The following is a 20217-nucleotide window of genomic DNA, read 5'->3' on the forward strand; positions in this document are numbered from 1 at the left end:
TTGACGAGTGGGCTCTTGGAGGTAGATCATGGCTGTTTGGCAGAGATCCGCCCGCGATGGCCGTCCCGAAGAAGAAAACCTCGAAAAGCAAGCGCAACCAGCGCCATGCGGTGTGGAAGGCCAAAGCTGCCACCGCGGCACAGCGTGCTCTATCCATCGGTAAATCCGTGTTGAGCGGTCGCGCGCAAGGATTTGTTTATCCCGTCGCTGAAGCTGACGAAGCCGACAGCTGATCCTTTCTTCGGTGGATCTTTTCAACACTTCGGGAGTTGCTGAGATCCACCACCACATTGGCTTGGTCAAGTTGCTGCAACCAGGAAGAGGGCAGAGCTTTTTGCACCATGCGGTTGAAATCAGAGAGATCACCTGAGCTGTAATCGACTCCGCTTTGGCGTCTCAGCGTGATGAGTTGCTCTTCTTTCCATCGTGATGACGCATCCGTTCGTGATGATCGGAGATGCCAGAGGTCATCGAGTTGGGCCCAGATGGTCGAGTAGTGGTGCAACGCATCGATCGCTTGCGGTCTCCAAACTCGTTCAGTTTCTGAAAGACCTTGATCCTCCAGTTGCGCTGGTGTCTTGTGAGCGGCAACACCAAGAAACCAACCTTCAAGCAACACAACATCCGCTTCAGCAGTCGTGGAGCCTCTGCGATCACCGCGTCCTTGACGCAACGCTTTATCAAATCGTGGCGCTGAGATCACGCTAGATCGACGCCATTCACGCAGAGCATCGTCCATGGTGATGAGGTCATGACTTCCAGGAAGGGCCCGAGGAACCCGCCATGGATTTCCTGCCATGCTTCGTTCGAGAGCCTCTGCAGGCCAATAGAAGTCATCAAGCGAAAGGTGTTCCACACGCCAGCCCAGGCGTTGCGATGCAGTCTTTGCCCAGCTGCACAGCGTCGATTTTCCACAGCCGGGCAAGGCACTCACACCCAACAGGGTGGGACGCCCTGAATGAACAGCGTGTTCAATCCTGCTCAGGAGCGGCAGAGCGAGGAAAGCCACCCATGAATCATCCACGGGAACAGGCCATGCCTCCCGCGCCAATGACAAACCGCCCAGCGCCTGCCACCGATCACCCCAGGCATGAATCGAAGACGACCCCAGTGAATTGACAAACGTCTCAAATCCCTCAGGGGCTGGATGCGGCAGCCAGGGAATCGGTTGATTAAGACCCAAGCTTGAACGCCTCCAAGACGACGGCGTACACAGTTCCAATTCGGAGGTTATCCAAAGCAAGCCAAGACAACGGCCAAGGTTCTTGTTTGACGTTGCTTCTGAGCCTCACCATCACTTCGAGGATGACCACCATGCCCAACACCGCAAAAGGTCGATTGTCACCAGTGCGTTGAAACCAAAGCATGGTCACATTGCTCCCGATGATGAAACCGAACAGCAACGCCAAAACACCCACACTTCGCCGCCGCCACGGACCCACCAGGGCCTGAGCCATATGGACTCCGACCCGTCTTTGCAATTGCTCATAGCGGGTGATCTGAACCGTCATCGAAGCGGAAGTGAGAGCAGCAATTGCAGGTACTCCAGCGTGATCCTGCCTTGAGCACAAGTGGGGCCGTGATGGACGGTCGGGGCTTGCTCACCTCCGAGATGGTCAACAACACATTGCGCACATTCAGAAAACAGCTGCCAATCGTGATCCCAGGCCGAAGGGGTGATCAGACATCGAAGATTTGCGCTGCGAGCCGATTGCAGGCCAGCTGCTGAATCCTCAAGGGCCAAGGCATGGTCGGAAGACACGCCACAGAATTCCAGAGCGCGCAGATAGGGATCAGGGTTTGGTTTGTGGCGCTCGACATCATCGGCGGTGACCATGCCCTGGAAGACATCCCGCAAGTCTGTTCTCAGCGAGCGCAGCAGCGCCTCGACGGAAGCTTTCCCGCTGCTTGTCACGATCCACTGCTGCACGCCAGACGCGCTGAGCTCCTCGAGAAGATCTTGAACTCCTGGTCTGAGCTGGACACCCCCCGATGCCACCACATCGAGGTAGTGACGTTGTTTGATCACCCTCAATCGATCGAGCAGATCGGCATCCAGGCTTTGTCCCAGCCGCTCGCTGTAATGCTGCATCCGTTGTCGACCGCCTGGAATGGACAGCAGATCGGTGTAGAGACTCTCGTCCCAGATCCAATTCAGCCCGCAGTCCTTGAACGCACGGTTGTAAGCCAGGCGGTGACCGGTCAGTTCCGTATCCGCAAGAGTCCCGTCCACATCCCAAAACACGGCTTGCAGGCAGGGCATGGCAACGGAACGAACCAATCTCAAGCTTGGTTGATCTCAACTCTGTGTTGAGGCACCACAATGCAGCCAACGATCGTGCGCAATCAGATTGGCTGGCCAGAGGGAACAGCAATGGCAACTTCCCGAGCCGATCGAGGGAGACCCTCTGCATCCGGTGGACCTACCACCAGCACTCAAAGCTGTTCTGTTCCGAAGAGGACTCCAAACCAGCGCGGACCTAAATGCGTTGCTGAGTGACCAGCCGCTTCCGGCTGCTCATGAGCACTTTCCAGAGTTGCAAGCAGCGATTGAGCGTCTGACAACGGCTTGTCATGACCATGAGGCGATCGCGATCTGCGGCGATTACGACGCCGATGGCATGACCAGCACCGCGCTGCTAATGCGGGCCTTCGCGGCGATGGGCGCCGCTCCCCAAGCCGCCATTCCCAGTCGCATGGCCGATGGTTACGGGCTGAATCCTGGGATGGTGGATGCGTTGCACTCAGCGGGGGTGCGTCTGCTCGTCACTGTCGACAACGGTGTGGCAGCTCATGAGGCGCTCGCCAGAGCCGAAGAACTCAACATTGCCGTGATCCTGACCGATCACCACACATTGCCCGCATCGCGACCCAAAGCCCTGGCGCTGATTCATCCAGCCACAACGCCCGAAGGATCTCCGTACGCAGGCCTTGCAGGGGTGGGACTGGCCTATGTGCTGGCTCGAGAACTCGCCGCCGCAATGAATAAGCCTGAGGCGATCAGAACGGCACGTGATCTGTTTTGCATTGGAACCGTTGCGGACATGGCTCCGCTCACAGGCGCCAATCGCGTCCTCCTCAAAGATGGACTGAAACACCTTCACCGCAGTCGCTGTGCCGGCGTTCAAGCGCTTCAGCAGCTCGCCGGTCTTGGCGATCGGCCACTCCGAGCAGATGACATTGGCTTTCAACTAGCGCCCAGGATCAATGCGGTTGGACGCATCGGCGAACCATCGCTTGTCGTTGATCTGCTGACGGCGGATGATCCCAATCATGCCTTTGAACTGGGGCGTCGCTGCGATGTTTTGAATCGACAGCGCCGGGAGCTGTGTGACGCCATCGAAGCGGAGGCGATTGCCCTGCTGGACAGTGATCCATCCCCCTTACCGGCATTTTTACTCTTGGCTCAGAGTCATTGGCACCACGGAGTCATCGGCATCGTTGCGGCTCGCTTGGTGGAGCGCTACCAACGCCCGGCGGCTCTCCTGGCCAGCGATTCCGATGGACTGATGCGGGCCTCGGTCCGAGCGCCGGAGGGCTTTGCGGTTGATCAAGCGCTTCAACACTGCACCGCACTGCTGGAACGCCATGGAGGCCACCCGGCTGCAGGAGGATTCACGGTGCGAATCAGTGCTGTCAGCGCCCTACACGAGGCGCTCAATGGTCTGGCGGAGGATTGGCTCAGGCATCGCGGTGACGCACTGCTTGTGGAGCCTGAGGCCCTGCTGGAACTTCAGCAGATCAACCACGCGTTTTGGAAGGATCTCCAACAACTGGAGCCATTTGGTGCTGGTCACCCCAAACCGTTGTTCTGGGCAAGAGGTTGCCGCGTTGCTGACCAGCAAGCCCTACGCGGCGGTCACCTGCGTTTGACCCTTGAACAAAACAATGTCGAACGACAGGCCATCATCTGGCGCTGGCCTGATCATGCCGTTCTTCCACAAACAGTAGATGTGGCCTTCCATCTCACGCAGAACCATTGGCGTGGCGAGACCCGATTCCAGTTGGAAGTCAAATCCTTGCGTGCTCATCACAACGTGATGGAGTTGCATCGCCCCCAGGGCCGATACCGGGTTGAACGCTTTGAGCCCGATGGCCTCAAGCTTGTCAATCCAAGCGGACAAGTTCTGGTCTGCCGGGTCAGTCAGGAGGGTGTGCTGGACAGCGACGACAGCCGTGCAGAACACCCTTACGTTGCGGGTCTGTTGAAGGAGGCCTGCGTGGGCCTCGGCTTGCGCCCATGAGTCCGGACACACGCCATGAATCCGTTCTGATTCCAGGAACGCTTCCTTATCAGGGACGTCTCCAAGGCGTTGTCAGGCATTTCTTCGGGCTGGTGATTGTTGGCGTTCTGATCGGCCTGGCCTGCCTGCCTCTGAATTTGGTTGATCGTGTTCAAGAAAAGCTCTACGCCTTCTTACCGACCACAGCGACGATCGGCTGGGGATGGCAAGGGCTTCTCATTGCGCTGATGCCTTTGCTGGTGATGCCGGTTTTGCTGCTTCTGCAGCGAGGACCCTGGCAAGCAGGCGCAGGATCGGGCATTCCATCCACCATGAATTCCCTTGAAGATCCTGCTCGTCTTCCGAAAGCGATGGCTGCGGCTGGAACCGTTCAACGTGGTGTGCTGTGGTCAATCGCCACGGTGGCGATGTTCCCACTGGGACGCGAGGGCCCCGTTGTTCAGTTCGGAGCTGCCGTGGCTCGAGCCTGCCATCGTCGATTCGGCGCCTGGTTGCCATCACTCAGCGAGCGTCAAATGGTGGCAATCGGCGGAGGAGCAGGACTCGCCGGTGGATTCAATACACCGCTGCTGGGAGCCGTTTTCATGCTGGAGGAACTGACGGCTGATTACGCCATCGTCACGATCTGGCCAGCCTTGGTAATCAGCGTGGCAGCCGCTGGTTTTTCCAACATTGGTGGTGAACCCATGTTTGGCCTAGGAGTGCTCAACATCGCTGCACCTGAAGCGGAACAACTGCTGATGGCCATCCCGATCGGGATTGTATGTGGCCTGATCGGCGGTTTGTTCAACAAAGGCCTGGTGTTGCTGACAAGGCGTCTTGCACCGCTGGTCCGTCAACGCCCTCTTCAAACAGGGCTCTGCCTTGGAGCCGGATTGAGTCTTTTGGCCCTCCTGAGCTGGGGCACCTCGACATCCGACGGTGAGGCGCTGGTGCGTCAATTGATCGATCAAGGCATGCCGAATGCCTTTTCCGATGATCAAAAGCTGGTCAGCGGCGTGACATCCCTTTGGATCACCGTTGTTCGGGTGGTTGGACCGATGCTGGCTCTCAGCCCAGGTGTGCCAGGAGGACTGATCGATCCATCACTGACATTCGGAGCCGTTCTTGGGTACACAATCTGCGCCGTAGTCGGTGTGAGCACTCAGCTCGGCATCGGCCTGGGTCTGGCTGCAGGACTGTCGGGAGCCACACAACTTCCTTTGGTCTCGATCATTTTTTCCTGGAGGCTTGCCGGAGACCAACAGCTGTTTGCAGGTGTGGTCTTGGCCGCTGTGCTGGCCGCTTACACCGGACGCCTGGTGTGCAGGGATCCGGTGTATCACGGTCTTAGCAAGCTTCAGAGCGCGCCGCGCTTGTAGAACAGAATGAAGATCACTGCCGGACCGGCAAGTGTGATCAGGGCCAGCGCCGCGAAGTTGGCGATCAGGTGGAAATCAAGACCCATGGATGGAAAGCGGATGAGCGGCATGATGCTTGGTCAAGGCTACGGGTCTTCAAGCCCAGGTGGCTGGATCCGTGCCGTCCACTGTGATGGCTTGTCACAGCCAACACCCGTTTTGCTGAAGATCGAGGCTGTGTCATGACACGACCAACTTCCACTTGGTCGTGCATGAACCATTGCGGAGCGTGTTGCCGTCTGGCCCCAGAAGAGCGGCCTGAGGCTCTTGCAGCCTTAAGTCCCGAGCAGCGGGAGTTGTATCTGAGCATGGTTGGCCCCGATGGATGGTGCCTTCATTTCGATACAGGATCCCGGCGTTGTCGGATCTATGAGAAGCGACCTGATTTCTGTCGCGTCGATAGCCTTTGCAGCTTGTTTGGTATCGACGATGCGCATGCTGATGCATTTGCGATCAGCTGCTGCCGACAGCAAATTCGCTCAGTGCACGGCGGCCGCAGCCGGGAACTGCGTAAGTTCGAACGCCAGATCCGATCTCCGCGAACCGTGCGATGACTGAAGCCGGTAATTCCCAACGTCCAGGCTTTTCAGCGATTCTGGTGACGACGTTCACCACGGTCTTTCTCGCAGAACTCGGTGACAAAACACAGCTGGCAACTCTGTTGCTGTCAGCACAATCCGGTGAGCCCTGGCTGGTGTTTGGAGGGGCAGCTCTCGCCTTGATTTGTTCCAGCCTGGTTGGCGTTCTGGTTGGACGCTGGCTGTCCAAGGTGATTCCACCGGAACGGCTGGAACAGATGGCAGGTCTACTGATGGTGGGATTGGGACTGTGGCTTGGTTCGCAAGCGTTGCAGTCACTCCTCAAGGCATCAGCAGCCTGATGGCACCCGAATCATCACTCTCGTCCTCCACCATTCCCCAATGAATTTTGCGCTGCTGATCTCCACATTCGTCACGGTGTTTCTGGCGGAACTCGGAGACAAAACACAGTTGGCAACCGTTGCCATCAGCGGCACATCAGACCGTCCGCTGGCGGTGTTCATTGGTTCGTCGAGTGCTCTTGTTCTGGCGAGCCTGATTGGTGCCTTAGCCGGGGGATCCCTCTCAACGGTGGTGCCTGCTGATTGGCTGCAATTTGCAGCATCCCTCGGTTTCTTGATCATTGGCATCAAGCTGCTCTGGCCGATGCTGAGTGGTAATGGCTCATTGGCATCACCGGAAGAGTGAGGCTCTCTGGTTCACTTCCACCGGCCCGTAAACTGATTAGATCGTGAGACAGCGCGGTCCTTCGCTGCACGCGCTCGAACGATCCCCCCTCCCGGTCCTGAAGACCGGTTTTCATTTCCGTTCCGATGAAATTCACGGTCGCCGATCTGCTCGACCAGGTTCCTGCTGAGGGAAGTCTGGACAAAGCCAAGCTCGAGAAGATTCTGCGCCTGACCAACCGTTCAGAAAAACAAACCCTTGATTTGGCTCTCCATGGGTTGGATCGCCTCGGAATTCTGAACGTTGATCAGGAGGGAGGGGTCAGTCGCGGCGATTCCGATGACCTCGTCGAAGCGAGACTGCGCTGCAGCAGCAAAGGGTTTTGCTTTGCGATCCGCGACGACGGTGGTGATGACATTTATATTCGCGACCATCAGTTAAACCATGCCTGGAACGGCGATCGTGTGCTCGTGCGTTTGACGCGAGAAGGAGGTCGACGCCGTTCGCCCGAGGGTGGTGTTCAGTGCATCCTCGAGCGCTCCACGACAAGCCTCTTGGCTTCTGTGGAACAACAGGATGATCGTTTGATCGCGGTTCCTCTCGATGATCGCCTGCTTGCGTCAATCGAGTTGTCATCAGATGACGCCTCCCATGCCGACAGCGAGAAGGGGCCTTCCGTTGCTGAAGTAGTGCTCGACCGCTACCCGGTTGCCCAGTTCCCTGCACGCGGTCATGTTGCGCGATCTCTGCCCCTCGACGGAGGCCATGAGGTCGATCGCGAGCTGATGCTCACCAAGGCCAACCTTCACCAGCGTCCCGCTCCACCTAGGGCCAGCCTGAAAGCGCCATCAGCGAAAAAGCGGGTCAATCTCATCGAGCAACCCGCTCTGTTGTTGCGTGGCTGGACTGCTGATGATGCTCCGTGTCTGCCGGCCATTCACGTCACTCCCCATAACGGTGGAACCCGACTTTGGATTCACGCGCCTGCGCTCGCTGAACGTCTCACGCCGGGCAACAACCTCGATCAATGGCTGATGAATCAGTCGGAATCCGTTTGTCTCGGTGATCAGTGGTTGCCCTTGCTGAGTTCGCCATTGATCAAAGCCAGCAGCTTCAACGTGGGCGAAGAGCAGGATGCGGTTTCACTGCGTCTTGATCTGGGAAGCGATGGTGATTGGCGGGATTGGGAATTCTGTTTGAGCAGGATCAAACCGATCGCCGAAGTGGGTGGGAAAGCACTGCAAGCACTGGATGGCCGAAAACCAAAGTCACGTGCAATCCCAGCAGCACTCAAATCGTTCAAAGACCAGATCGGTCAACTGGAAACTGTGGTGTTCTGTGCCCGCACACTGCATCAGGCTGAGCGGGTTGAAGGGAGGATCGAACTTGATCTCCAGCCCCCACAGATCAATCGTCTCGCGGATCTGAATTCGATCTCACCAGACGGTGACGGTCAGCGTTGGACCACACCTTTGAATCCAGCCTGTGCTCACTCCTTGCTGTCGGTCTTCATTCGTCAGGCTCACCGCGTTTGGGAAGACCATCGTCGATCACTGGGGCTTCCGGCGATTGTTCTTGACGCTGCTCAGCCCGAGGAGTCGGCACTGAATGATGTCGCTAAGGCTGCCATCGCACTCGAGGTCCCCCTTGAGTTGGATGAGGACGGAGCACCATCAGCATGCGAACTTGCCACTGCATTGTCAGGGCTTGACTCAAGCAGAGTGCTCAGCCTTCAGTTGCGTCAGGCTCTTCCGGAGAGCTCTTACTCACTGGCTTGCGAAACCAGTGTCGAGAGCTCGGCTGATCTGGATATCAGCTCCTTATCAACCAAACCGGAAGCCTCCGAAGACGATCCTGGAACCAGCGGTGAGCTGGTTGCAACAACCGCCGTGACCAACGCGATAGACCGGCTGACACCTCAGGTACCTTGGTGTTGCCCAACTCTGCATCAGGCTGATCTGATCAATCAGCACGTGCTCTGCCAACTTCTGAACGAAGGCAAAGACAGACCGACCGTTCGTCAAAAGGAAAAAGCTCAACTGGGGCATCGCGGCGCTGCTTCAACGGTTGACTGGCCCTTGTTCACCCCGTCTCAGGAACAAAAACTGTTGGATGTGTTGCGGGAGCGCACCGTGCAACGCTTAAACGCTCGTCGTCGCCAGGTTCATGATCTCAAGCGTGACGTGGTTGCCATGGCCAAGGCCCGAAGCGCCGAACCGATGATCGATCAGGTGCAGGCCGGAATCATCAGTGGAGTTCAGAGCTATGGCTTTTTCGTTGAGATACCGCCATCCATGGTGGAAGGACTCGTGCATGTCAGCTCCCTGAACGACGACTGGTATGAATACCGATCGAGACAAAACCGACTGGTGGGCCGTCGCAGCCGGCGTGTGTATCAACTCGGTGATCCCGTGGATGTGAAGGTGCTCAAAGTGGATGTATTGAGGAATCAGATTGACCTTGAGGTGGTTCCTTCTGAGACCCCAGCAGAGGCTGAGGCACTTCCTGTGGCCGTCAGCGAGGAATGAATCCTTATGTGATCGGGATCAGCGGTGCGTCTGCTCAGCAGCTTGCTGAGCGAACGCTTGAGTGGTTGATGCGCCGAGACCGCACGGTGCACGTCATCATGAGCCGCGGTGCTCATGAGGTGTGGCGTGCTGAGCGGTCGATTGCCGTTCCCGTAGATCCCAAACTTCAAGAGCAATTCTGGATAGACCGATTTCAAATCGACACCGGAACCCTGATCTGCCATCGATGGGACGATCAGTCGGCGGTTGTTGCCAGCGGCAGTGTGGCCACCAGTGGAATGGTTGTGGTTCCGTGCTCGATGGGAACAGTCGGCCGACTGGCGGCTGGACTGGCGGGTGATCTTCTCGAACGCTGTGCTGACGTGCATCTCAAGGAAGGTCGCCCGCTCGTGATCGCACCCAGGGAAATGCCCTGGAATTTGCTTCACTTGCGCAACCTCACGACCCTTGCAGAGGCCGGTGCCAGGATTGCTCCACCGATTCCTGCCTGGTACACCCAACCAAACAGCATTGATGACATGCTCGATTTCCTAGTGATGCGGTTGTTCGACTCACTGGGTGAATCCCTTACGGATCAACAACGTTGGCAGGGTCCTCGCCGATGACACCTCTCCAACGTCTTCTGCTGATCCCCTGCCTGTCCCCTCTGCTGCTCACGCTGCTGGTTGGTGGACTGAATCTGGGTAAATCAGGCAATCTTCGGATCCTCACCTGGGAGCTGCCTGCTTTGCCCATTGGTGTGTGGATGACCGTTGCCGCGACCACGGGCGCCGTGCTTGGTTCAGGCGGTGCACTGACGGCCGTCTCTGGTGCGAGTCGACGTCCATTGCAGCGTGAAGTCCGCCGTCCCTATGGAGCAGCGCCAGAAACGGCCCCCCAGGGAGAGGAACGCCAACCCTTTGAGGAACCAACCACAGTTCTTTGGCCCGAAAGAGATGTGCGTGAACCAGCACCCACTGTGTCGGTTCCTTTCCGTGTCATCCGCACTGGAACGAGCGGCCCCAATCACAGCACCGCCAACTCGAAGGCAGCGTCGAATGACGCCAACGCTCAAGCGGTCAGCAAGACCATGGACCTCGATGACTGGGATCGACCTCTGTCCGATGAATGGTGAAGTTGGTGAGGAGCACCCGAGGATGACTACAGTCCGGCCAGCGATCGACGTCCGGTGAGCGAAACCCCCGAGAAATCTGCCAAGGCAAGCAAATCATCTCAAGCAGCCCAGCCTGCCGCGACTGACAAAGCCAATCAGGCAGCCAAACCTGCAAAACCAGCACCGAAGCCCAAACCAGAGGACAAACCCTTCTCGGCGTTTATCAACGACGATCTTCTTCCTGCTTTGCAGCGATCACTCTCAGAGCGCAATCAAACCCCGATCACCCTGGAGCTGGTCGAAGGAGACCGTCCCGTTGTCGGCGGAAATTGCTGGATGATCCAGGCCGTGCTTCCGTCCGACCGCCGGTTCTGGCTGTGCTTTGAAACCGACTCCATTACCTCGGGGAAAACCATTGCCCTGGCTGAGACCGGAAGTGATCCCAGTCTGCTGGAGTCTTTCTTGATCGACGAAAAACGAATCAACCTGGCACTGCTTGAGTCGAGATTGCTGCAGCGCCTTAACGGACAAAAGTGGTTTGGAGGCAACTGAACAGCTGCGTTACAGCAGTCCCAAAGCAGCCACCGAGGCACTTACGATGTTCTGCAAGACACGCTAGATCCGATGGTGCCTCCCACTGCCGTCACTGACGCGAAACCCGCAGACTCAGCCGTCGCAGTGAAGGACCCGGTCAAGGACACAATCCTCACCCCCCGCTTCTACACAACTGATTTCGAAGCGATGGCCGCGATGGACCTCCGTCCGAACGAAGCGGAACTGGAAGCCATCTGCGAGGAATTCCGCAAGGACTACAACCGCCACCACTTCGTTCGCAACGACGAATTTGAAGGCGCAGCTGACAAGCTCGACCCAGACACACGCCGTGTGTTTGTTGAGTTTCTTGAGCAAAGCTGCACATCGGAATTTTCAGGCTTTTTGCTTTACAAGGAGCTGAGTCGCCGGATTAAAAACACCAACCCTCTGCTGGCCGAGTGTTTTGCCCATATGGCCCGTGACGAAGCTCGTCACGCAGGCTTTCTGAATAAGTCCATGAGTGATTTTGGGCTTCAGCTCGATCTCGGTTTCTTAACTGCCAATAAGAAGTACACCTTCTTCAAACCGAAGTTCATCTTCTACGCAACCTACCTGTCGGAAAAGATTGGTTATTGGCGTTACATTGCTATTTTCCGTCATCTCGAGAAGAATCCCGACAGCAAGATTTTTCCAATCTTTAATTTCTTCGAAAACTGGTGTCAAGATGAAAATCGACATGGAGATTTCTTTGACGCATTGATGAAATCTCAACCCGATACCGTGCGCGGACTTCGTGCCAGACTGTGGTGTCGCTTTTTCTTGTTGGCTGTTTTTGCCACCATGTACGTTCGTGATGTGGCTCGGAAGGAGTTTTATGAAGCTCTTGGTCTCGACGCACGTGAGTACGACCGCATGGTGATTGATAAAACCAACGAAACGTCAGCTCGGGTGTTTCCTGTGGTTCTGGACGTCAAGAATCCACGTTTTTACGATGGCCTCGAGAACCTTGTAACAAATAACGCCGCGCTCGAAGCGGTCGATGAGAGCTCAGCTCCAGCTCCACTCAAGTTTCTGCGCAAACTTCCCCATTGGATTGCCAATGGCGCACAGATGGCATCGCTATTTGTGATGTCACCAGTGCGCAGTGAGAACTATCAGCCCAGCGTGCGCTGATGCAAACCATCAATCGGAATTCCATGGCCTTGTTCACTGATCTGAACCCAGGCCACAACGCCTGGCGCAATCGTCTCGAAACGTTGCTTAATTTTGGTGTCCGCTCAGGGGCTGACCTCGTCGAGATTTTTCTTGAACGAACTGATCATCTCGGTGTTCTGGCAGAACAGGACAAAATCACGAGTGTTAGTCCCGCTTTCGGGATGGGTGCAGGAATTCGTGTGTTTCGTGGAGGCCAGGACGGCTTCGTCAGCACCAACGACCTCAGCGATCAAGGTCTTCACCAGGCATTGGAGCAGGCTTTAGCCATGCTTCAGCTGAACACCACGTCGCTTGTTGCTGAACGAGGGTTCGATGGCCTTGGCCAACTTCGTGATTACGGCCAGAGCAAAGAAGATTGGCTCAGTCAAACTCCTGAACTCGACACCATTACCCAGCGCCTGCTCGAAGGAACCCAAAGTTTGCAGCAACGCGGTCAACATTTAGAGGTTCGGCGCGGGAACTTCTCACGTGATTGGCAGGAGGTTTTGGTGGCTGCAAGCGATGGAACGTTTGCCAGAGATATTCGTCTCCATCAATCGTCCGGCCTCAGTGTTCTCGCTGCTGACGGAGACCATCGTTCGAGCATCTCCCGTCGTTACGGCACTTCTGATCGTCCCCATGATTTGCGCCATTGGGACATCAACGCTTCCGCCGATGAAGTCTGTGAAAGCGCAGCCACCATGCTCCGGGCCGATTACGTCGATGGAGGCCAGATGCCGGTTGTCCTCGCGAACCGCTTTGGCGGTGTGATTTTTCATGAGGCCTGTGGACACCTCCTGGAAACCACTCAGGTGGAGCGTGGATCAACACCCTTTGCTGAAAGCATCGGTGAGTGCATCGCTCATCCTGCAGTGACAGCGATCGACGAAGGCCTGAGCGAAGGAGCCTTCGGATCCCTCTCCATGGATGACGAGGGCATGGAACCTCAGCGCACTGTTCTCATTGAAAACGGTGTGTTGAAACGATTTATCAGTGATCGCGCGGGTGAAATGCGAACAGGCCATGCGCGCACTGGCAGCGGTCGGCGCCAAAACCACGGTTTCGCTGCTGCCAGCAGAATGCGGAACACCTACATCGCGGCAGGTCCCCACAGTGTTGATGATCTGATCAGTTCAGTGGAAACGGGCCTGTATTGCAAATCCATGGGTGCCGGTAGCGTCGGCGCAACTGGCCAATTCAATTTTTCTGTTGAAGAGGGTTATTTGATTAACGACGGAAAACTTGGACAACCGGTTAAAGGTGCAACCTTGATCGGTGATGCCAAAGAAGTGATGCCGAAGATCTCGATGTGTGCTGATGATCTTGATCTCGCTGCCGGTTACTGCGGATCTGTCAGTGGCAGCGTCTTCGTGACCGTCGGTCAACCACATGTGAAAGTTGATTCCATCACTGTGGGAGGCCGTTGATCATGTCCAACGCTCCGCTCAACGTTCAAGCTCTACAGGATCAGCTCACCGCATTAGCGCAACGCGAAGGGATCTCTCAGTGGGATCTCGGTGCCAGCCGCAGCAACAGCGCTTCAGTCCAGGTCGACCGCGGGGAACCGAAGCAGCTCAAGGCATCACAACGGAGCTCCATCACGGTTCGTGTGTGGAATCAGCAAGGACTGGTTGGAATCACCAGCACGTCCGATTTATCGGAGTCAGGACTCGAGAAAGCACTGATGGGAGCGCATGAAGCCAGTGCTTTCGGGAATCCCGATGATGTTCCAGGGTTCTCCCCTCTGGCCAAGGAGGCAACGCCCGAGCTGGATCGGCCCATGAAGGAGTCTCAAGGCATTCAGATCTTGCTCGAACAACTGCTTGATGCAGAAAAAGATTTGCTTGGACGCCATCCGGCCATCAACACGCTTCCCTACAACGCACTCAATGAGGGAAGCAGTGAGCGGATCTATCTCAACAGCGAAGGAGCAGTCCGACAAGCACAACGCACTCAAGCCACTGTTTATTTGATGGCTCGTGCCGAAGAAAGTGGTCGGAAACCGAGGAGCGGTGGTGCTGTTCGGGTTGCATTGGGAAGCCGTGAGCTCGATCTGAGTGGTTGCATTGATGAAGCTGCAGAGCGCACAATCAGCCATCTGAATTACCAACCAATCGACACAGGTCGTTATCTCGTTTGTTTCACTCCAGAGGCGTTTCTCGATCTGGTCGGTTCGTTCAGCAGCATGTTCAATGCTCGAGCCGTTCTGGATGGTGTCAGTCTCAGCAAAGCAGACTCCATCGGTGATCAACTCGCCGTTCCGTTCTTCAATCTCACAGACAACGGATTGCATCCAGCACACATCGGGGCGATGCCGTTCGACGGAGAAGGAACACCCACGCAATCCTTGCCGTTGATCGGAAATGGTGAGCTGAAAAACTTCCTTCACTCCGAAGCTACGGCCCGCCGTTTTGGAGTGAATCCAACCGGTCATGCTGGCATGGGAGCCAAGGTCTCTGTGGGTCCCGATTGGTTTGAAATCGCGCGCACACCCGGTTCGACGACAGACGCAGAACATCTCGATCACACCACAACATCAGACGCATTCGTGCTGGTTGAAAGCCTCAATGCACTGCACGCAGGCGTGAAAGCAAGCCAAGGGGCGTTTTCACTTCCATTCGACGGCTGGCTTGTCAACAATGGAGATCGCACCTCCATCGAGGCAGCCACAATCGCGGGTGATATTCGCAATGTTCTCAAGTCGATTGTTCAGATCGAGCACACGCCCGTCGTCACACATGAAGGAGTCTGTCCTCACATCTGGGTGGATGGTCTTGCCATCACGGGTGACGCCTGACCAAGAGCTTCCGGTTGCAACGCTGCGATGAAGATCCTCTTCTGGGGCACTCCCACCTACGCAGTGCCCACACTTGATGCTCTTTGCTCAGCTGGTCATGAGATTGTCGGCGTTGTCACCCAACCCGATCGGCGTCGAGGGCGCGGAAAGCAACTCATCCCTTCACCGGTGAAGCTCAAGGCGATCGAACTGGGAGTTCCAGTGTTCACGCCCGAACGGATCCGAAAAGACCTGCCGTGTCAGCGGGATCTGGCTGAACTGGGTGCAGATCTGTCTGTGGTTGTGGCGTTTGGTCAGATCCTCCCAAAGAGTGTTCTTGAACAACCCCCGAGGGGATGCTGGAACGGCCATGGCTCACTGCTACCCCGATGGCGAGGCGCTGGACCCATCCAGTGGGCGCTGCTTGAAGGCGATGAACGCACCGGTGTTGGTGTGATGGCCATGGAGGAAGGCTTGGACACAGGACCTGTACTGCTTGAGCGTGCTGTTGAAATCGGCCTGCTTGACAATGCCCAGGTTGTAGCCAATCGGCTGAGCGATCTCACGGCATCGTTGATTGTGGAAGCCATGCCATTAATTGAATCGGCTGGCTTGGGCTGTGAATCAGAACGCTTTGCAAAGCTCAACGTCCGCCCACAAACCGATGACCATGCAAGCTACGCGCGCATGCTCAAGAAAGAAGACTTTGCTCTGGATTGGTCGGATTCAGCACTCTCTATCCATCGAAAAGTGATGGGTTTGTATCCAGGAGCAGTCACGCAATGGCAAGGAAAGCGTCTGAAACTAATGGCCACAGAACCATTGATTGCACGCCTGAAATCACAACTCACCGACGATGCCCAAGCACTGATTGGCCGGTGGACAACAGGTCAACACAAACCCGGCGAAGTTCTGGATGTGAGCGCGGCTGGTGTTGTCGTCAGCAGCTCAGGTTGTCCTCTGTTGATCCGCGAAGCGCAATTGGAAGGGAAAAACAGGAGCGTTGGTCTAGCCCTTTGGCAACAACTGAACGCCAGACCTGGCGACCAGATGGGCTGAAATCAGCGACGTCGTTGTCGAGATGAGGAGGGCGAAGAGCGTCGATTGGCACTCAGTCCTGCGCGGCGTCTTGGAGTGTTGCCGTGGTTACGGCGTCCACCACTGAGATCCAATGGAGGCGCAGAGAGGACCGTGGGTTCAAATCCTTTGACTGGTTCCTTGCGTAGGACTTCACCGGTCAAACGCTCAATCGCCTTGAGCAACAGGGCTTCTTCAGCTGCCACCAGCGAAATGGCATGGCCTGTCTCACCAGCCCGACCTGTGCGTCCAATGCGATGCACATAATCCTCAGCGACATTGGGGAGGTCAAGGTTCACGACATGGGGCAGCTGCTGAATATCGATGCCTCGAGCGGCAATATCCGTCGCAACGAGAACGCGCACATCCCCTTGTTTGAAACCCTGCAATGCTCGGGTACGCGCGCCTTGACTTTTGTTGCCATGAATCGCAGCAGCCGCCAATCCCTCTTTATTCAATCGATCGGCGACTCGATTCGCTCCATGCTTCGTACGAGAAAAGACAAGCACCTGTTGCCAATCACCGGAACGAATCAGGTGACTGAGGAGATCAGGCTTCCGCTTCATATCGCATGGATGCACAACCTGATCAACTGAACGGGCTGTCTGATTTTCAGGAGCGACTTGAATTTGCACAGGCTTGTGAAGCAAGCCAGTTGCAAGCTTGCGAATGGGTGCACTGAATGTCGCTGAAAATAAGAGAGTTTGACGATGCTCAGGTAGGAAGCGAATCAACTTGCGGATATCGTGGATAAAGCCCATGTCGAGCATGCGATCGGCTTCATCCAAAACAAGCGATTCAAGCCGGTCAAATATCACCATCCCTTGTTGATGAAGATCAAGCAACCGGCCAGGAGTGGCCACAAGTACATCAACCCCATCTTGAAGACGGGCAATTTGTGGATTGATCTTCACTCCACCGAACACCACATCGCTGCGCAATGGCAAGTGACGGCCATAGGCACGCACATTTTCAAGCACTTGCGCAGCCAGTTCACGCGTTGGCGTCAGCACCAACACTCTCACTTGCCGACGCGAGGCGCGTCGCCCATGCCGCAACCGTTCCAACAAAGGGAGCGTGAAGCCAGCTGTCTTGCCAGTGCCCGTCTGTGCTGCCGCCATCACATCGTGACCTTTGATCACTGCAGGGATTGCCTGCTCCTGAATCGGTGAGGGGCGGCTGTAACCCTTCTCGCGTAAAGCTTTGAGCAGGGGCTCACCCAACCCAAGGTCATCGAAACAGGCCTGAGCGGGTGTGGCGATAGGGGCTTGGCTAATCGTCGTGCTCCGGAATCGTTCACCCTAGGAGTCGGCCCCGACGCGGTTAATGAGAGCCATAGAGAGCGTGAGCCTGATGCCAGACGTGGTCAAGCTGCTCATCGGTGAGAACCAGAGACTGTGGATGCATCACAGACAGCCACTCACGACGCTGTTGACGATCGTTGTTGGCAAAAAAATCCTCTTCAGCTGCGAGCACCCTGAACTTGAGAAACTCAAGCAACACAGCCTTCGCCCGCGCTTGAACAGTCGTGGTTGGCGTCGACGGCATCTAGTTGATTTGCCAAACCGCATCGTCAGGAATGGCTGGAGCTGCGTGAAGGTCGACAGGCTCTTTCTGGGTGATTCGCCATTCAGGAACCCTTGTGTCGCGATAACTGCCGTGTTGGATCAACACGCCTTCTTGATCATCCGTGGTGGCGTAAAACCCACCCACCCAATGCGAGGTTTCGTTCAAGCCTCCTCGGAACCAAACCCAGCAGCGCTCGCGCTTCATGGATGCACAGAAGTCCAATGCGTGCAACGTTCGCACGGACCATCCGGGAGAACAGCACAGCGAATCAGTGGGCTACGTGCATTGAAGCGGCAACTGGGATCGCCGATCACCCAACCATGACGAAACCACCGGGCATCTTCGGGCTGAACCTGAGCTTTCACCATCAGGATCACCGAACTCAATTGGTAAGACCCCGAGTGCAGCCGGTAACGATGCCGCCGCTGCATTACGAAATAGCTGGTCTCACCATGGAGAAACCAACGGCCAGGCTGGGGCGGCTCATCCAGCTCGACACGATCCAAAACGAGCTCGCTTCCGGATTGCCGAATTTCCACCAACATCGTTCAAACCTCCTCTGCCGGCAAGGAATCTCGACGTGAAAAACCCCAAATCAACAGGGACATGACAGACAGAAAAGTAAGCAACTCCGATGGATGCAGGGTTGGCAGAGCGAGCAACACCAGAAGCTTCAGCCCCACGAAACCGACGGCAAGAAAGCCTGCTGTTTCAAGACGCGGATAGATCTGCAACCACCGGATGAACATGCCCGAAGTGAACCTCAACGCGACCACTCCAATCAGGGCCCCGGTCACGACCAACAAGATCTGATCACTGATGGCGACTGCAGCCGCAACACTGTCAATGGAAAAGGCCAGATCCGTGATGGCCAAGGTCAGCACAGTCCGACCAAAACTCACACGTGGCGTCGTGTTGACTTGTTCAGCACCAGTGGGCGGGGCTGAATGGTTCTGGAAATAACGAACACTGAGCCACAGCAGATAGAGGCCTCCCGCGAGCTGAATGGGAGGAAAGGCAAGAACCAATTGGGCCAAGAGGATCAATGCCACCCGCAAGACAAAGGCCATGCCAATGCCGAGATTGAGGGCACGTCTCTCCAAGCTTGGATCCTGCTGACCACGCGCGATCGCCGCTAAAGCGATGGCATTGTCTGCAGAGAGAAGAAGCTCCAGACTGACCAGCACAGGCAGCAGCGGAAGCAGCTCACTCAGCTGATCGACACCGTCCATCCAGGCGGTGAGAGAAGGGAGAGCAGCTGTATCCATTGCTGCAGCCTAGAAATGATGGACCATCAACAGCGGCATGCAGACCCAAGCGAAGCTTTGCCATCTCGACCAGGACCGATGCGTTGTGCTGGTCGAAGGATTTGAAGGAGATCGGTCTTTAGGAAGCGCCCTGGCAGAAGGTGTCACCGTGATGGATGCCGAGGATTTAGCCATCGCGCGTTTGCAAAAACGTTGTGCTGGAACACCAGCGTTGATCGGCGAACGTCCAAAGCCAACAAAGCCCTCAGCCCAGTCTGCGAGTGAACTTGATGGGCAACAAGAGATCAGAACGACCCCGATCGTGAGACAGCCCTCTGTAACAGCAGGAGACGCACAGCACACCAGCTCAGCGACGACCTCAGAGATGCCCAAACAAATGCCTGATCCTGAACGACGTGTGCAACAGCCCAGGCCAACGCCGCAGGGGAATCAAGCGGTTGAATCTTCAAGCCAAATGCCGCCAAGTGAAGCGCCAACCGATCCAGACGACTGGAGCGAAGAACTCACCGCCATCGACCTCGAACTGCAACGGATCGGTTGGGACAGGGAGAAGGAACGGATCTACCTGGAGCGAGCCTTTGGCCATGGCAGCCGGCATCGACTGACGCGATTCAACGATTTAGTCGCCTATCTCAAACGCTTGCGTGAGCTATCAGCAGGCAGTGATCCACAACAGACGTCAGTACCGCTGCGGCGATCCGATCTTGTGAACCAAAGTGATGAAATCCTTCAACGGCTGAATTGGCAACAAGAGCAAGCCAGAGAGTTTCTTCACCAAAATTTCCAGGCCACATCGAGACAACAATTAAGTGATGAGCAATTACTTACGTTTAATATGCTTCTCGAGGAGCAGTTGGTTGCTTTACCAAGCCAATAATATTGTCGATAATCGACTGCATCAGATGGGTGAATGACATCCACAAGCAATCGGCTGGTCTCCTGAGCGCCATAAGCGGGTATGGGCATGCCAACAATCACCGAATGAACCTACGGATTGGGATACATTCACGCTATTTTTGATATGAAACTATCCACGATACTGTCGCCAACACAAGCACAAGCACAAGCGTATCGATAATGTTGCATCGTCCCATCACCGGTAGCGAGAATCAGAGACTTATGGGCAATCAAAAAGCCCCTTAAGACTCTGCCAATGACAAAAAGTATAGTGTGTTAGATGAGAACTTGAGGCGCAAAAGTTCGATTAATAAGATCAAAAGGATTCAAACATTCTTAATCCCACTTGACGGTGCAGGTGTAAGCCGTTTCTGCGCCAACCTCTTGTGAGCGGCAAGATAGATCTGTCGGCGTTGAGCCTTGGGGGACTTT

General features: G+C 55.9%; 24 protein-coding genes. 15 read left to right on the forward strand and 9 right to left on the reverse strand.

Annotated features, from left to right (window positions below):
• Window positions 1-56: 56 nt before the first annotated feature.
• Window positions 57-233, forward strand: coding sequence for a 50S ribosomal protein L32 (gene rpmF, locus SynA1825c_RS07905; protein ID WP_186468813.1), 177 nt, complete (start codon window positions 57-59; stop codon window positions 231-233).
• Here rpmF and SynA1825c_RS07910 read toward each other — a convergent pair.
• Genes SynA1825c_RS07910 through SynA1825c_RS07920 form a run of 3 tightly spaced genes read right to left on the reverse strand, consistent with a single transcriptional unit; the run spans window position 197 to window position 2263 of the window.
• Window positions 197-1183, reverse strand: coding sequence for a kinase (locus SynA1825c_RS07910; protein WP_186468814.1), 987 nt, complete (start codon window positions 1181-1183; stop codon window positions 197-199). The two genes, rpmF and SynA1825c_RS07910, sit on opposite strands and share 37 nt — an antisense overlap.
• Window positions 1173-1511 (reverse strand): DUF565 domain-containing protein, encoded by a 339-nt coding sequence (locus SynA1825c_RS07915; RefSeq protein WP_186468815.1) that lies wholly within the window; start codon window positions 1509-1511, stop codon window positions 1173-1175. The genes SynA1825c_RS07910 and SynA1825c_RS07915 overlap by 11 nt, the downstream gene beginning before the upstream one ends.
• Window positions 1508-2263, reverse strand: coding sequence for an HAD-IA family hydrolase (locus tag SynA1825c_RS07920; RefSeq protein ID WP_186468816.1), 756 nt, complete (start codon window positions 2261-2263; stop codon window positions 1508-1510). Before SynA1825c_RS07920 ends, SynA1825c_RS07915 begins: the two co-directional genes overlap by 4 nt.
• 88 nt (window positions 2264-2351) lie before the next feature.
• Here SynA1825c_RS07920 and recJ point away from each other — a divergent pair, with 88 nt between their 5' ends.
• Together recJ and SynA1825c_RS07930 are read left to right on the forward strand one after the other, a co-directional pair.
• Entirely contained in the window at window positions 2352-4244 is a 1893-nt protein-coding gene (gene recJ / locus SynA1825c_RS07925) for a single-stranded-DNA-specific exonuclease RecJ (RefSeq protein ID WP_186468817.1), read from the forward strand.
• Window positions 4241-5605 carry a chloride channel protein gene (locus tag SynA1825c_RS07930; RefSeq protein ID WP_186468818.1) on the forward strand — a complete coding sequence of 455 codons (1365 nt, stop codon included), beginning with the start codon at window positions 4241-4243 and terminating at the stop codon, window positions 5603-5605. The genes recJ and SynA1825c_RS07930 overlap by 4 nt, the downstream gene beginning before the upstream one ends.
• Here the strand turns inward: SynA1825c_RS07930 and psb30 are convergent.
• Entirely contained in the window at window positions 5584-5715 is a 132-nt protein-coding gene (psb30, locus tag SynA1825c_RS07935) for a photosystem II reaction center protein Ycf12/Psb30 (protein WP_255443041.1), read from the reverse strand. The two genes, SynA1825c_RS07930 and psb30, sit on opposite strands and share 22 nt — an antisense overlap.
• A gap of 111 nt (window positions 5716-5826) precedes the next feature.
• Here psb30 and SynA1825c_RS07940 point away from each other — a divergent pair, with 111 nt between their 5' ends.
• The 11 genes from SynA1825c_RS07940 (at window position 5827) to fmt (ending at window position 16033) form a co-directional block, all read left to right on the forward strand.
• Window positions 5827-6198 (forward strand): YkgJ family cysteine cluster protein, encoded by a 372-nt coding sequence (locus SynA1825c_RS07940; protein ID WP_186468819.1) that lies wholly within the window; start codon window positions 5827-5829, stop codon window positions 6196-6198.
• A complete protein-coding gene (locus SynA1825c_RS07945) occupies window positions 6195-6524 on the forward strand; it encodes a TMEM165/GDT1 family protein (protein WP_186468820.1) in 330 nt (109 codons plus the stop codon). Before SynA1825c_RS07940 ends, SynA1825c_RS07945 begins: the two co-directional genes overlap by 4 nt.
• A 40-nt stretch (window positions 6525-6564) precedes the next feature.
• Window positions 6565-6870 (forward strand): TMEM165/GDT1 family protein, encoded by a 306-nt coding sequence (locus SynA1825c_RS07950; RefSeq protein ID WP_186468821.1) that lies wholly within the window; start codon window positions 6565-6567, stop codon window positions 6868-6870.
• A 125-nt stretch (window positions 6871-6995) separates the two neighbouring features.
• Window positions 6996-9377: an RNB domain-containing ribonuclease gene (locus SynA1825c_RS07955; protein WP_186468822.1), complete on the forward strand. Its 2382-nt coding sequence runs from the start codon at window positions 6996-6998 to the stop codon at window positions 9375-9377.
• Window positions 9374-9982 carry a flavin prenyltransferase UbiX gene (locus SynA1825c_RS07960; RefSeq protein ID WP_186468823.1) on the forward strand — a complete coding sequence of 203 codons (609 nt, stop codon included), beginning with the start codon at window positions 9374-9376 and terminating at the stop codon, window positions 9980-9982. Before SynA1825c_RS07955 ends, SynA1825c_RS07960 begins: the two co-directional genes overlap by 4 nt.
• Entirely contained in the window at window positions 9961-10491 is a 531-nt protein-coding gene (locus SynA1825c_RS07965) for a hypothetical protein (protein ID WP_255478318.1), read from the forward strand. Before SynA1825c_RS07960 ends, SynA1825c_RS07965 begins: the two co-directional genes overlap by 22 nt.
• 54 nt (window positions 10492-10545) lie before the next feature.
• The gene (locus SynA1825c_RS07970) at window positions 10546-11022 is read left to right on the forward strand and encodes a DUF2996 domain-containing protein (RefSeq protein ID WP_186468825.1); all 477 of its coding nucleotides are present in this window, start codon (window positions 10546-10548) and stop codon (window positions 11020-11022) included.
• 72 nt (window positions 11023-11094) lie between these two features.
• Entirely contained in the window at window positions 11095-12177 is a 1083-nt protein-coding gene (gene acsF, locus SynA1825c_RS07975) for a magnesium-protoporphyrin IX monomethyl ester (oxidative) cyclase (RefSeq protein ID WP_186468826.1), read from the forward strand.
• Window positions 12178-12200: 23 nt separating this feature from the next.
• A complete protein-coding gene (locus tag SynA1825c_RS07980) occupies window positions 12201-13625 on the forward strand; it encodes a TldD/PmbA family protein (RefSeq protein WP_255478319.1) in 1425 nt (474 codons plus the stop codon).
• A gap of 2 nt (window positions 13626-13627) precedes the next feature.
• A complete protein-coding gene (locus SynA1825c_RS07985) occupies window positions 13628-14995 on the forward strand; it encodes a TldD/PmbA family protein (protein WP_186468828.1) in 1368 nt (455 codons plus the stop codon).
• Window positions 14996-15022: 27 nt separating this feature from the next.
• Window positions 15023-16033 carry a methionyl-tRNA formyltransferase gene (gene fmt / locus SynA1825c_RS07990; protein ID WP_186468829.1) on the forward strand — a complete coding sequence of 337 codons (1011 nt, stop codon included), beginning with the start codon at window positions 15023-15025 and terminating at the stop codon, window positions 16031-16033.
• A gap of 2 nt (window positions 16034-16035) precedes the next feature.
• Here fmt and SynA1825c_RS07995 read toward each other — a convergent pair whose 3' ends face one another.
• From SynA1825c_RS07995 to SynA1825c_RS08015, 5 genes are all read right to left on the reverse strand, one after another.
• Window positions 16036-17274: a DEAD/DEAH box helicase gene (locus SynA1825c_RS07995; RefSeq protein ID WP_186468830.1), complete on the reverse strand. Its 1239-nt coding sequence runs from the start codon at window positions 17272-17274 to the stop codon at window positions 16036-16038.
• Window positions 17275-17374: 100 nt separating this feature from the next.
• The gene (locus SynA1825c_RS08000) at window positions 17375-17599 is read right to left on the reverse strand and encodes a hypothetical protein (protein WP_186468831.1); all 225 of its coding nucleotides are present in this window, start codon (window positions 17597-17599) and stop codon (window positions 17375-17377) included.
• Window positions 17600-17824, reverse strand: a complete 225-nt coding sequence (locus SynA1825c_RS08005; protein WP_186468832.1) for a hypothetical protein — start codon at window positions 17822-17824, stop codon at window positions 17600-17602.
• Complete coding sequence (locus SynA1825c_RS08010) at window positions 17821-18165, reverse strand: DUF6464 family protein (protein ID WP_186468833.1); 345 nt, start codon at window positions 18163-18165, stop codon at window positions 17821-17823. Before SynA1825c_RS08010 ends, SynA1825c_RS08005 begins: the two co-directional genes overlap by 4 nt.
• Window positions 18166-18168: 3 nt before the next feature.
• Window positions 18169-18888 carry a DUF475 domain-containing protein gene (locus SynA1825c_RS08015; RefSeq protein WP_186468834.1) on the reverse strand — a complete coding sequence of 240 codons (720 nt, stop codon included), beginning with the start codon at window positions 18886-18888 and terminating at the stop codon, window positions 18169-18171.
• A 37-nt stretch (window positions 18889-18925) separates the two neighbouring features.
• On the opposite strand from SynA1825c_RS08015, the gene SynA1825c_RS08020 reads away from it, so the two are divergent.
• A complete protein-coding gene (locus SynA1825c_RS08020; RefSeq protein ID WP_186468835.1) occupies window positions 18926-19765 on the forward strand; it encodes a hypothetical protein in 840 nt (279 codons plus the stop codon).
• Window positions 19766-20217: the final 452 nt, after the last annotated feature.

This window comes from Synechococcus sp. A18-25c (assembly GCF_014280035.1).
GTDB lineage: Bacteria > Cyanobacteriota > Cyanobacteriia > PCC-6307 > Cyanobiaceae > Synechococcus_C.